Raw genomic sequence first — 12,725 nt, forward strand, 5'->3', positions numbered from 1 at the left:
ACGTAATAGGATTGTGCAAATCATCACAGAAGGTTTCTCCTGCGGGGTTAATGAAAGTGTTGTTATCACAGACTGCGAAAATCGAAATAGTATTCAGATACATGGAAAAGGTGAGCCGGAGCACCCCATACCTTCTGATAGATACGCATATATTGGTGGCTTTTCAGCGGACATGATCCATTACCATTTGGAACCGAGGGGGACATTGGATGTCTTCAACGGCAAAGTTCCATTTGAAGATTTGATTCAACAAGCGGCTACTGAAAAATTAGAAGTGGTAACGGATTTTGTTTCCTCTCAAAAAGAACTTAGAAGGAAGAACCGCATTGATCCGTTTCGGATGTGCAAACATTTCTTTCCCAATATCTCGAACGACAACAAGCAAGGCGGGTGAATATGATCGGAATTGAAAACTATCTGGCCGTTGGGGCCGCCCTGTTCGTGATCGGGATTTTCGGGATTTTCCTGAACCGTAAAAACGTCATTATCATTTTGATGTCGATCGAGCTGATGCTGTTGTCCGTCAACATCAACCTTGTCGCCTTTTCGGCCTTTTCCGGTGATCTGGTAGGGCAAGTGTTCACAATATTTGTGCTGACTGTTGCTGCTGCCGAGGCGGCGATTGGTCTGGCGATCCTTGTTGTTTTCTTCCGCAACCTCGGCACGATTGACGTTGAAGACGCCAACGTGATGAAGGGGTAAATACGATGCTGCAAACAATTCTTTTTGCCCCCCTGATTGGCGCGATAATCGCCGGTTTCGGTTGGCGGATCATCGGTGAAAAAGGCGCGCAAGTGCTGACCACGGGGCTGCTGTTTTTGTCCGCATTGCTGTCGTGGGTGGTGTTCATCGGCTTTGATGGCGTCACCGAACATATCCAGATCCTGCGCTTTATCGAGAGCGGCACGCTCAGCACCGATTGGGGCATCCGGATGGACCGTTTGACCGCGATCATGTTGGTGGTTGTGACCACGGTTTCCAGCGTCGTTCACCTCTATAGTTTCGGCTATATGGAGGGCGACCCACAGTGGAACGAGGACCAGCACTATAAGGCGCGGTTCTTTGCGTATCTGTCGTTCTTTACCTTTGCCATGCTGGCGCTGGTGACCGCCGATAATCTGGTTCAGATGTTCTTTGGTTGGGAAGGGGTTGGCGTTGCCAGCTACCTGTTGATCGGATTTTATTACAAGAAACCCAGCGCCAATGCCGCCGCGATCAAGGCGTTCGTGGTCAACCGTGTAGGTGATTTCGGCTTTGCTTTGGGCATCTTCGGGCTGTTCTATCTGACCGATAGTATCAAGTTGGACGACGTGTTCGCCGCCGCGCCGCAACTGGCGGAAACGCAGTTGAAATTCCTCTGGACCGAGTGGAACGCGGCCAACCTGCTGGCGCTGTTGTTGTTCATCGGTGCGATGGGGAAATCGGCGCAATTGTTCCTGCACACGTGGCTGCCCGACGCGATGGAAGGGCCGACGCCTGTGTCGGCGCTGATCCACGCCGCGACCATGGTAACGGCTGGCGTTTTTCTGGTTTGTCGGATGTCGCCGTTGATGGAATACGCACCCGAGGCCACCACGTTCATCGTGTTGATCGGGGCCACCACGGCCTTTGTCGCGGCCACAATCGGGCTGGTGCAAAACGACATCAAACGGGTGATCGCCTACTCAACCATGTCCCAGCTGGGTTATATGTTTGTGGCCGCCGGTGTCGGCGTCTATTCCGCCGCGATGTTCCATCTGTTCACACACGCATTTTTCAAAGCGATGCTGTTCCTAGGGGCGGGGTCAGTGATCCACGCGATGCACCATGAGCAGGACATGCGCAACTACGGCAACCTGCGCAAGAAAATCCCGCTGACGTTCTGGGCGATGCTGATAGGCACGCTGGCGATCACCGGCGTTGGTATTCCGCTGACCACAATCGGGTTCGCGGGCTTTTTGTCCAAGGACGCGATTATCGAGAGCGCCTATGGCGCGCAGTCAGGCATCGGCACCTATGCCTTCTGGATGCTGGTCGTGGCCGCCGCAATGACCAGTTTTTACAGCTGGCGTTTGATGTTCCTGACCTTCTGGGGCAAGCAGCGCGGCGACGCGCATACCCATGATCACGCGCACGAAAGCCCGTGGACCATGCTGGTGCCGCTGGGTGTTCTGGCGCTGGGGGCTGTGTTTGCGGGGATGATCTGGCTGGGGTCGTTTTTTGGCGACCATAAACAGGTGAACGAGTTTTACGGGGTGCCGGTTCACACCGAAGCTGCCGCTGAAGGTGCTGCTGAGGGGAATGCCGAGGCCGCAGAGGGACACGAGACCGAGGCTGCAACCCAAGTTGCGATGGCGCCCGAGGGCGCGATATTCACCCATCCCGACAACCATGTAATGGAGAACGCACACGAAGCCCCCAAATGGGTCAAGGTGTCGCCGTTTATTGCGATGGTTCTGGGTTTTGTGCTGGCGTGGTATTTCTACATCGTTAACCCGTCCGCGCCGCGCCGTTTGGCCGAGGTTCAGCCGATGCTGTATCGTTTCCTACTGAACAAATGGTATTTTGATGAAATCTATGATGCATTGATTGTGCGTCCAATGATGGCCGTTGGCCGGTTCTTATGGAAAAAAGGCGATGGCAAGGTGATTGATGGCAGCATTGATGGTGTAGCGATGGGTATCATCCCGTTTTTCACGCGGCTCGCAGGTAAGGCGCAGTCGGGTTACGTATTCACCTATGCGCTGGCGATGGTGATCGGGATTGTGGTTCTGATCAGCTGGATGGCGATTAGTGGGGGGGCGCACTGATGGAAAACCTTCTTTCTATTGTCACCTTTATCCCGGCCCTTGCGGCGCTGATACTGGCGGTGTTCCTGCGCGGCAACGATGCTGCGGCGCAAAAGAACGCGAAATGGCTGGCCCTGCTGGCAACGTCGGCCACCTTCATCCTGTCGATCTTTATCCTGACCGGTTTCGAGCCTGCAGATACGGGGTTCCAGTTTGTCGAGGAAAAGGACTGGATACTGGGGCTGAAATACAAAATGGGTGTCGATGGTATTTCGATCCTGTTTGTGATGCTGACCACCTTCCTGATGCCGATCACCATTGCCGCCTGTTGGGGTGTTACGGTGCGGGTCAAGGAATACATGATCGCGTTTCTGTTGCTCGAAACCCTGATGCTGGGTGTGTTTATGGCGCTGGATCTGGTGCTGTTCTATCTGTTCTTCGAGGCCGGTCTGATCCCGATGTTCCTGATCATCGGTATCTGGGGCGGCAAGGAACGGATTTATGCCGCGTTCAAGTTCTTCCTTTATACCTTCCTTGGTTCGGTGCTGATGCTGGTGGCAATGATCGCGATGTATAACGATGCGGGCACCACCGATATTCCGACCCTGCTGAACCACACATTCGACTCCAGCCCGATGAGCGTGTTTGGCTTCCAGATTATCGGTGGCTTGCAAACCCTGCTGTGGTTGGCGTTCTTTGCTTCATTCGCAGTGAAAATGCCGATGTGGCCGGTGCATACATGGCTGCCGGATGCGCACGTTCAGGCCCCCACCGCTGGGTCCGTTGTGCTGGCGGCGGTGCTGTTGAAAATGGGTGGTTATGGCTTTTTGCGGTTCAGTCTGCCGATGTTCCCGATGGGGTCCGAGGTGATGGGCACCTTTGTTTTGTGGCTGTCGGTGATTGCGATCATCTACACGTCCTTGGTGGCGCTGGTGCAGGAAGATATGAAAAAGCTGATTGCTTATTCATCCGTCGCCCACATGGGTTATGTGACCATGGGCATTTTCGCGGTCAACCAGCAGGGCATTGACGGGGCGATCTTCCAGATGATCAGCCACGGTTTTATATCAGGCGCGTTGTTCCTGTGTGTCGGGGTGATTTACGACCGGATGCACACCCGCGAGATTGACGCCTATGGTGGCCTGGTCAACCGGATGCCGCATTATGCGTTGATCTTTATGTTCTTCACTATGGCCAATGTCGGCCTGCCGGGCACATCCGGGTTTATCGGCGAATTTCTGGTGCTGATCGGCATTTTCCAGACCAATACATGGGTGGCGATGTTTGCCACCACCGGCGTGATCTTGTCGGCGTCCTACGCGCTGTGGCTATACCGCCGCGTGGTGTTTGGCGATCTACTCAAGGAAAGCTTGCGTTCGATCACCGACATGACGAAGCGCGAAAAAGCGATCTTTGCGCCGCTGGTCTTTATGACGCTTCTGTTGGGGGTCTATCCGGCACTGGTGCTCGACATCATCGGCCCCTCGGTTGAGGCGCTTGTTTCAAATTACCACGCAGCGATACCGGCCGTTGATGCCGTGACGCTGGCAACACATTAGGGGTGGCGCAAATGATAAACGCCGATATTTCGATTGTAGCGCCCGAGATTGCGCTGGCTGTGTTTGCCATGGCGGCCCTGATGTTCGGGGTTTACACGACCAAGGACAAGGTCGCAGGGCTGATCCTGTGGGCCACATCCGCGATGATGGCGGGGCTTGGCATCTGGATTGCGTTCTCGCCTGCGGGCGCACACACCGCGTTTAACGGGGCGTTTGTGGATGACAGTTTCTCGCGTTTTGCCAAGGTGACGATATTGCTATCGGCGGCATCCGTGCTGCTGATGAGCAAGGATTACATGTTGCGCCGCGGGTTGCTGCGGTTTGAATACCCGATCCTTGTCGCCTTATCGGCAGTGGGCATGATGATGATGGTGTCGGCGGGTGATCTGATGGCGCTTTATATGGGGCTTGAGCTGCAATCGCTGGCGCTATACGTTGTGGCCGCATTGAACCGCGACAGTCTGAAATCCTCCGAAGCGGGCTTGAAATACTTTGTGCTGGGCGCTTTGTCGTCCGGTATTCTGCTCTACGGCGCATCGCTGGTTTACGGGTTCGCAGGCACCACAGTGTTTAGCGGCATCATGGCGTCGGCGGGCGAACAGATCCCGCTGGGGCTGTTGTTTGGCCTGACCTTTGTGATCATGGGGCTGGCGTTCAAAGTGTCGGCAGTGCCGTTCCATATGTGGACGCCTGATGTTTACGAGGGATCACCCACCCCCGTCACCGCGTTTTTTGCCACCGCACCGAAAATGGCCGCGATGGGGCTGTTTGCCCGCGTGGTGCATGATGCGTTCGGCATGGCCGTGGCGGACTGGAGCCAGATCATCGCGCTGCTTGCTGTGCTGTCGATGTTCCTAGGCGCGGTTGCCGCGATCGGGCAGACCAATATCAAACGGCTGATGGCCTACTCATCCATCTCGCACATGGGGTTCGCCCTGATGGGGCTGGCGGCGGGCACCGTTGGCGGCGTGCAGGCGATGCTGGTTTACATGGCGATCTACATCACCATGAACATCGGCACATTCGCCTTTATCACCGCGATGGAAAAAGATGGACGGCCCGTGACCAACATTTCATCGCTAAACCACTATTCCAAGCGTGAACCGCTGAAAGCGTTGGCGATGTTGATCCTGCTGTTCTCGTTGGCGGGCGTGCCACCTATGGTCGGTTTTTTCGGCAAGTTCTATGTGCTAAAAGCCGCCGTGGACGCCAACATGACATGGCTGGCGATTGCCGGTGTGATCGCATCCGTAATCGGCGCGTTCTACTATCTGCGCATCGTTTACTACATGTATTTCGGCGAGGCCGAAGAGGACGGGCTGGACGGCACCATGTCACCGGTGCTGTGGACCTTCCTGATGGCGTCAGCAGCGATCATGCTGCTGGGGCTGGTCAACCTGTTTGGCGTCGATGGATTTGCAGCAACGGCGGCCGAGGCTCTTGTCAAATAGCGACTGGCCTGACGGGGTCGGGCGCATCGTGCTGCCCGAGGTCGACAGCACCCTAACCCATGCGGCGCGGATTGCCCTCGATTTGGCGGGGCCGACGTGGATTCTTGCGTTAAAGCAAACCAAAGGCCGTGCACGGCGCGGGCGGGCGTGGGTCGATCCGGTTGGCAATTTTGCAGCGACATTAGCGATGCGACCCAGTGATGGGCCGGAACAGGCGGCGTTGCGCTCTTTCATCGCATCATTGGCGCTGTATGACGCGATTGTCGCGGTGACGGGGCGCAGCAGTGGGTTGGCGTTAAAATGGCCCAACGATGTGCTGTTGAATGGTGGGAAGGTTGCGGGGATACTGCTGGAAAGCGCAGGTAATGGCCCTCTGTCCATCGGCATCGGGGTGAACCTGTTAAATGTTCCTGACGCGGTCGAGGGCGGGGCCGTGCGCCCTGTCAGCCTGCTGTCGGAAACCGGCGCACAGGTGACACCCGAGGAATTTCTGAATGCTCTTGCGCCTGCATTCGCGCGATACGAGGCACAGTTCACCACATATGGCTTTGCCCCGATCCGCACCGCGTGGCTGGCCCGCGCCGCACGTCTGGGCGAGGTGATTACGGCGCGCACCGGCACGATGGAACACACAGGCACGTTTGAAACGGTGGACGAGACAGGCGCACTTATACTAAGGACATCCCAAGGCCAGCGGGCGATCCCTGCGGGCGAGGTTTATTTCTGAAAGGCTCGATCATGCTACTGGCAATCGACTGCGGCAATACCAATACGGTGTTTTCCCTGTGGGACGGGAAAAAGTTCCTTTGCACCCTGCGCACCAGCACCGAACACACCCGCACGGCGGACCAGTATTTCGTCTGGCTGACCACACTGTTACAACATCACAAGATAAAGCTGGATGTTGATGCGGTGATCATATCATCCACCGTCCCGCGTGTGGTCTGGAACTTGCGGGTATTTGCCGATCGTTACTGTGGCTGCCGCCCGCTGGTGGTGGGCAAGCCTGACTGTCTGTTGCCCGTCGATGTTCGGGTCGATGCGGATACGCAGGTCGGACCGGACAGGTTGGTCAATACGGTTGCTGGGTTTGATCTGTATGGGGGTGATCTGATTATCGTTGATTTTGGCACCGCGACGACCTTTGACGTGGTGGATACCGATGGGGCCTATATCGGCGGGGTGATTTCGCCCGGTGTGAACCTGAGCCTTGAGGCGTTGCACAAAGCCGCCGCCGCCCTGCCGCATGTGGATGTGCGCAAGCCCGATCTGGTGATCGGCACCAACACGGTAGATTGCATGCAATCGGGGGTGTTTTGGGGCTATGTCGGGCTGGTCAACGGCATTAATCAGCAAATCAAGGCCGAGCTGGGCCGCGATATGAAGGTTATCTCGACCGGTGGGCTTGCACCTTTGTTCCAGCAGGGCCATACGATCTTTGACCACTTTGAAGATGATCTGACCATGCACGGTCTGACCGTCATCCACGATTTTAACATCGAGCAAGGCAACACATGAAAAAGTCTGAACGACTGATATACCTGCCCCTTGGCGGGGCGGGCGAAATTGGCATGAATGCCTATGTTTACGGCTATGGAAAACCGGGCAAGGAACGGCTGATACTGGTCGATATCGGGGTGACATTTCCCGATATGGATACGACCCCTGGGGTGAACCTGATTTTCCCCGATATCGCCTGGCTTGAGGAAAACAAGCACCGGCTCGAGGCGATATTTATCACCCATGCCCACGAGGACCATGTGGGTGGCATCGGCTACCTATATGAACGTCTGGGTGCGCCAGTTTACGCACGCGCCTTTACCGCGCATCACGCGCGGCGCAAGATGGAAGAGGCGGGGCATTCACCGGACGAGGTGATTACGGTTTCACCCTATCCCGAAACGGTGGAAGCGGGGCCATTCACGGTGTCGTTCCTGCCGATCTCGCATTCAATCCCCGAAAGCTCGGGCCTTGTAATTGATAGCCCTGCGGGGCGCGTGCTGCACACCGGAGACTTCAAACTGGATGAAACCCCCGTTCTGGGCGAGCCGTTTGACGAGGCGCTATGGCGCGAGATGTCCAAAGATGGTGTGAAGGCGCTGGTGTGCGATTCTACCAACGTGTTTTCAAAAAGTGCGGGGCGTTCTGAAGCGTCCGTTGCCCCTGAAATCACCAAGATGATTGCGGGTTGCAGCGGCATGGTTGTGGCCACCACATTTGCCTCTAACGTCGCGCGTCTAAAAACGCTGGCTGAAGCAGGGCAGGCGGCAGGTCGTTCTGTTTGCTTGCTGGGCCGCGCCATGCAGCGGATGGTTGCAGCAGGCGAAGCCACTGGAATCCTTGAAGGTTTCCCGAACACCATTCCGGTTGAAGACGCCCGTGACATTCCACGCGAAAACCTGATGCTGATCGTAACAGGGTCGCAAGGCGAGCGTCGTGCAGCCTCGGCCCAACTGTCACGCGGTAAATATCTGGGCCTACGGATGAACGAGGGCGATACCTTTTTGTTCTCGTCTAAAACCATCCCCGGCAACGAACGCGGCGTGATCCGCATTATGAATGCCTATTCAGAAATGGGGGTCGATATTGTTGATGACAGCGATGGCCTATATCACGTTTCCGGCCACGCTAACCGCCCCGACATTCTGCGCATGCATGACATTGTGAACCCCGAAATGGTGATCCCGATGCACGGCGAGCACCGGCATTTGCGCGAACATGCGCATCTGGCCACGGATAAGGGCCGTGCCTCGATGGTGCTGGTCAACGGATCATTGACCGACATCACCGGCGACGCACCCCATGTGGTGGAACATATAGAAACTGGCCGCACCTATCTGGACGGCAGCGTGCAATACGGCGCACTGGATGGCATTATCCGCGACCGGATTCGCATGGCGCTGAACGGCCATGTGTTGGCCACGGTGATCATGGATGAAAATGACGAACCGCTGGGCGATGCGTGGGTCGAGGTGATGGGATTGGCCGAACTGGGCAATTCAAATGCACCTTTGGTCGATGTGATCGAGGGCGATTTGAACCAGCTATTGATGCGGATGAACGATAAAACCTTAGCAAGTGACGACAAGATGGAGGAATCCATCAAACGCGAAGTGCGTCGCACCGCTCAAGGCGAGATTGGTAAAAAACCTGAAGTGACTGTGGTTGTCAGCCGTTTGATCGGCTGAGAGGGGCGGGGGAGAACCCCGCCCGACTAATTACCCGTCGCGCCGGTCATCAAAGCTTTTGGCGATGAAATCTGGCATGTGATTGCCCATGCCTTTGACCTGATTGCGCTGGTTGTTATTGCCACCACCACCACGTTGCCGGTTATCACGATTGTCACGCCGCGCCGGTTTTTCGCGCGGCGTCTCTTTTGGTGTGTCGGCTTTTGGCTCTACTTTTGCTTCAACCGGCGCATCTGCACTCTCTTTGGGCTTGCGTGTGCGACGTGCGCGTTTTGGTTTCTCCTCAACCGCCTCGTCTTTTGGCGTGCGTTCTTTTGCAGTCGTTGGTGCAGGGGCAGCAGCCATGGGACTGTCCAAAAGCGGGATTTCATGTTTCACCAGCCGTTCGATATCCTCGAGATTTTTATCGTCCCTCGGCACGCAGATCATCAGGGCAACGCCCGATTTACCCGCGCGACCGGTGCGGCCAATACGGTGCACATAATCTTCGGCATGAGAGGGCACATCGAAATTAAAGATGTGGCTGACATTAGGAATGTCCAGTCCACGCGCCGCCACGTCAGAGGCGCAGAGGAACTTGATTTTGCCATCGCGAAAACCCGACAGAACTTCCATCCGGCGGGACTGATCCAGATCGCCGTGAATCGGTTCGGCGTTATAGCCGTGCTTTTTCAACGACTTGGCGACGGTGTCCACATCGACCTTGCGGTTGCAAAATACAATTGCGCTGGTGCAGCTGTCGCCTTCGCCCTCGATCAACGCCCGCAGCAGATCGCGTTTTTCACGCGGCTCGTTGCGTTTGTTTTCAGAGCGAAACTTGATCACACCCTGTTTGATGTTTTCACCGGTCGTTGCGGCGCGGGCCACTTCGACTTTGGCGGGGTTCGACAGGAACGTGTTGGTGATCCGCTCGATTTCCGGTGCCATCGTAGCGCTGAAAAACAGGGTTTGGCGGGTGAAAGGTGTGAGCGAAAAGATGCGCTCGATATCGGGGATGAACCCCATATCCAGCATCCTGTCGGCCTCGTCTACCACCATGATTTGCACGCCGGTCAGCATCAGCTTGCCGCGCTCGAAATGGTCCAGCAAACGGCCGGGTGTTGCGATCAGAACGTCAACACCGCGATCGATCAGCTTATCCTGTTCCTTGAACGAAACACCACCGATCAGCAGCGCTTTGGACAGCTTGCTGCCCACTGCATAGGCGTCGAAATTTTCGGCCACTTGGGCTGCCAATTCGCGGGTCGGGGCCAGCACCAGAGAGCGTGGCATCCGTGCGCGGGCACGGCCACGCGACAACATGGTGATCATCGGCAGGGTAAAGCTGGCGGTTTTGCCAGTGCCAGTCTGGGCAATGCCCAACACGTCGCGCCCTTCCAGTGCGGGCGGGATTGCGCCTGCCTGAATCGGGGTCGGGGTTTCGTATCCAGCGGCCTCGACCGCTTTCAGGACTTTCGGAGATAGTTTTAGGTCGGCGAATTTTGTCATTGTTATCCGTGTTCTACGGCATTCATCGCCGCATCGGTTCTGGGGGTGGGCGGCCCGGATGGCCAAAAGTTATGCACATGCATCCCCCGAATAATGTTTGACCTACTGAATATATCGGGCGGGGTCAATGTGGCTTGCACGATCTGGATCAATGCGGTGCTGTCTTGCTTATTGTTTCGGAAATAGAAACGGGGTCATCTGAAAAAATTCATACATATGAATGGGTTATGCAAAGAAGGTGAATGGGCCAATGAAACAAGGGGTGTGGCCTGTTTGCCCCTATCTGTGTTCATAGGAACAAGGGGCGAATTTACAGCATCATTTCCTTGGTCGCGGTCAGCTTTACATCGGGGTAATCGCGCACCACGCGGTCGATGTCCCATTGCAGCCGCGTCAGATAAACCGAGTCGCCATCGTTGTCTGACGCCATATGACCCTTGTTTTCATTCACAAACTTATCCACAGCCAGCTTGTCGCCCGACACCCAGCGGGCCGAGGTGAACTGGCTGGCCTCGAACCGCACAGGTAGGCCGTATTCCAGCTCGATCCGGCTGGCCAGCACCTCGAATTGCAAGGCGCCAACCACGCCGACGATAAAGCCCGAGCCGATCATCGGTTTGAACACCTTGGCGGCCCCTTCTTCGGCGAATTGCATCAGGGCTTTTTCCAGATGTTTGGATTTCAGCGGATCACCGGCGCGCACGGTTTGCAGCAATTCGGGCGCAAACGACGGGATGCCGGTGACGCGCAGGGCTTCGCCCTCGGTCAATGTGTCGCCGATGCGCAATTGGCCGTGGTTGGGGATGCCGATGATGTCGCCGGCCCATGCTTCTTCGGCCAATTCGCGGTCGGCGGCTAGAAACAGCACCGGATTGCTGATTGCCATTTGTTTCTTACTGCGCACATGGGTTAATTTCATGCCGCGTTTGAAATGGCCCGAGGCGATACGCACAAAGGCCACGCGGTCGCGGTGTTTGGCGTCCATGTTGGCCTGCACCTTGAATACAAAACCAGTGACCTTTTTCTCTTCGGGTCGCATCATGCGCGGCTCGGCCGCTTGAGGCTGTGGAACGGGGCCATATTCGGCGATGCCATCCATCAATTCCTTCACGCCAAACGAGTTGATCGCAGAGCCAAACCAGATCGGTGTCAACGTGCCCTCAAGCATCGCCTGCGCGTCCATTGGCGGCAGCAGTTCGCGCACCATTTCGACGTCTTCGCGCAGTTTGTCCAGCAGGTCAGCGGGGATATGTTGTTCCAGCTGTGGGTCATCCAGCCCGTTGATCGAAACGCTTTCAGCGACTTTGTTACGGTCGGCGCGGTCCATCAATTCCAGCCGGTCATGCAGCAAATCGTAGCAACCGATGAAGTCACGGCCAACGCCAATCGGCCAAGAGGCAGGGGTGACATCAATCGCAAGGTTTTCTTGGATTTCGTCAATTATCTCGAATGTATCGCGGCTTTCGCGGTCCATTTTGTTGCAAAAGGTCAAGATAGGGAGGTCGCGCAGGCGGCAAACCTCGAACAGTTTTTGGGTTTGGCTCTCGATCCCCTTGGCCCCATCAATCACCATCACCGCCGCATCCACAGCGGTTAGAGTGCGGTAAGTGTCCTCGGAAAAATCCGAGTGGCCGGGGGTGTCGACAAGGTTGAACCGGTAGTTGCCGAAATCAAACGACATGGCCGAGGCGGAAACCGAAATGCCGCGCTCCTGCTCCATCTTCATATAGTCGGACCGGGTGCGGCGGGATTCGCCCTTGGCGCGCACCTGTCCAGCCATCTGGATCGCGCCACCATAGAGCAGGAATTTTTCCGTCAGTGTGGTTTTCCCCGCATCGGGGTGGCTGATGATCGCAAAGGTGCGGCGCCGCGCAATTTCGGGCGGCAATTCGGGGCGATTTGTGCTTTGGTCCAACATGGTCCCGCGTATAGGGGCGCTGGGTTACGAGCGCAACACAAAGTGGCCGGGGTCGACCTCGTCATAGAGCGACGGGCCGGGGTCGTAATCCAGCGGGAAGATCGGCGAGGGGATCGGTTTGAAGTTCAGATCCGCCTCGACCTTGCGCTTGCGGGGGTCGGCCACCGGAACGGCAGACAGCAGGCTTTGGGTGTATTCGTGCCGGGGGTTTTCAAACACGGCCGCACGCGGGCCGATTTCCACGATGCGCCCCAGATACATCACGGCGGTGCGGTGGCTGACCCGTTCCACCACGGCCATATCGTGGCTGATGAACAGGAAGGAAATGCCAAGGTCGGCCTGTAGTTCCATCA

Annotated in this window: 11 protein-coding genes; 8 read left to right on the forward strand and 3 right to left on the reverse strand. The window is 56.4% G+C overall.

Annotation, left to right across the window (positions count from 1 at the left end; all coding sequences use genetic code 11):
- The 8 genes from ACWB12_RS17265 to ACWB12_RS17300 form a co-directional block, all read left to right on the forward strand.
- A partial coding sequence (locus ACWB12_RS17265) for a hypothetical protein (RefSeq protein WP_479531341.1) occupies positions 1-394 on the forward strand: 394 nt, incomplete at its 5' end.
- A 2-nt stretch (positions 395-396) separates the two neighbouring features.
- Complete coding sequence (gene nuoK / locus ACWB12_RS17270) at positions 397-702, forward strand: NADH-quinone oxidoreductase subunit NuoK (protein WP_479531342.1); 306 nt, start codon at positions 397-399, stop codon at positions 700-702.
- Between the two features lie 5 nt (positions 703-707).
- On the forward strand, positions 708-2,789 hold the full coding sequence (gene nuoL / locus ACWB12_RS17275) for an NADH-quinone oxidoreductase subunit L (RefSeq protein WP_479531343.1): 2,082 nt from the start codon (positions 708-710) through the stop codon (positions 2,787-2,789).
- Entirely contained in the window at positions 2,789-4,327 is a 1,539-nt protein-coding gene (locus ACWB12_RS17280) for an NADH-quinone oxidoreductase subunit M (protein ID WP_479531344.1), read from the forward strand. The genes nuoL and ACWB12_RS17280 overlap by 1 nt, the downstream gene beginning before the upstream one ends.
- 11 nt (positions 4,328-4,338) lie before the next feature.
- Positions 4,339-5,778 carry an NADH-quinone oxidoreductase subunit NuoN gene (nuoN, locus tag ACWB12_RS17285; RefSeq protein WP_479531345.1) on the forward strand — a complete coding sequence of 480 codons (1,440 nt, stop codon included), beginning with the start codon at positions 4,339-4,341 and terminating at the stop codon, positions 5,776-5,778.
- On the forward strand, positions 5,768-6,505 hold the full coding sequence (locus ACWB12_RS17290) for a biotin--[acetyl-CoA-carboxylase] ligase (RefSeq protein ID WP_479531346.1): 738 nt from the start codon (positions 5,768-5,770) through the stop codon (positions 6,503-6,505). Before nuoN ends, ACWB12_RS17290 begins: the two co-directional genes overlap by 11 nt.
- Before the next feature lie 11 nt (positions 6,506-6,516).
- Positions 6,517-7,296 (forward strand): type III pantothenate kinase, encoded by a 780-nt coding sequence (locus ACWB12_RS17295; protein ID WP_479531347.1) that lies wholly within the window; start codon positions 6,517-6,519, stop codon positions 7,294-7,296.
- Positions 7,293-8,966 carry a ribonuclease J gene (locus tag ACWB12_RS17300; protein ID WP_479531348.1) on the forward strand — a complete coding sequence of 558 codons (1,674 nt, stop codon included), beginning with the start codon at positions 7,293-7,295 and terminating at the stop codon, positions 8,964-8,966. Before ACWB12_RS17295 ends, ACWB12_RS17300 begins: the two co-directional genes overlap by 4 nt.
- Before the next feature lie 30 nt (positions 8,967-8,996).
- On the opposite strand, the gene ACWB12_RS17305 is transcribed toward ACWB12_RS17300, so the two are convergent.
- The 3 genes from ACWB12_RS17305 to ACWB12_RS17315 form a co-directional block, all read right to left on the reverse strand.
- Complete coding sequence (locus ACWB12_RS17305; RefSeq protein WP_479531349.1) at positions 8,997-10,454, reverse strand: DEAD/DEAH box helicase; 1,458 nt, start codon at positions 10,452-10,454, stop codon at positions 8,997-8,999.
- Between the two features lie 310 nt (positions 10,455-10,764).
- A complete protein-coding gene (locus ACWB12_RS17310; protein WP_479531350.1) occupies positions 10,765-12,372 on the reverse strand; it encodes a peptide chain release factor 3 in 1,608 nt (535 codons plus the stop codon).
- A gap of 24 nt (positions 12,373-12,396) precedes the next feature.
- Positions 12,397-12,725, reverse strand: a 329-nt coding sequence (locus ACWB12_RS17315) for an ABC transporter ATP-binding protein (protein WP_479531351.1), incomplete at its 5' end; no start/stop codon positions are given.

The sequence above is a fragment of the Profundibacter sp. genome (assembly GCF_056498605.1).

Excerpts from the sequence above, each read along its gene's own strand:
- nuoK (WP_479531342.1), top strand. The coding sequence starts at position 397 with ATGATCGGAATTGAAAACTATCTGGCCGTTGGGGCCGCCCTGTTCGTG.
- nuoL (WP_479531343.1), top strand. The coding sequence starts at position 708 with ATGCTGCAAACAATTCTTTTTGCCCCCCTGATTGGCGCGATAATCGCC.
- ACWB12_RS17280 (WP_479531344.1), top strand. The coding sequence starts at position 2,789 with ATGGAAAACCTTCTTTCTATTGTCACCTTTATCCCGGCCCTTGCGGCG.
- nuoN (WP_479531345.1), top strand. The coding sequence starts at position 4,339 with ATGATAAACGCCGATATTTCGATTGTAGCGCCCGAGATTGCGCTGGCT.
- ACWB12_RS17295 (WP_479531347.1), top strand. The coding sequence starts at position 6,517 with ATGCTACTGGCAATCGACTGCGGCAATACCAATACGGTGTTTTCCCTG.
- ACWB12_RS17300 (WP_479531348.1), top strand. The coding sequence starts at position 7,293 with ATGAAAAAGTCTGAACGACTGATATACCTGCCCCTTGGCGGGGCGGGC.
- ACWB12_RS17305 (WP_479531349.1), bottom strand. The coding sequence starts at position 10,454 with ATGACAAAATTCGCCGACCTAAAACTATCTCCGAAAGTCCTGAAAGCG.
- ACWB12_RS17310 (WP_479531350.1), bottom strand. The coding sequence starts at position 12,372 with ATGTTGGACCAAAGCACAAATCGCCCCGAATTGCCGCCCGAAATTGCG.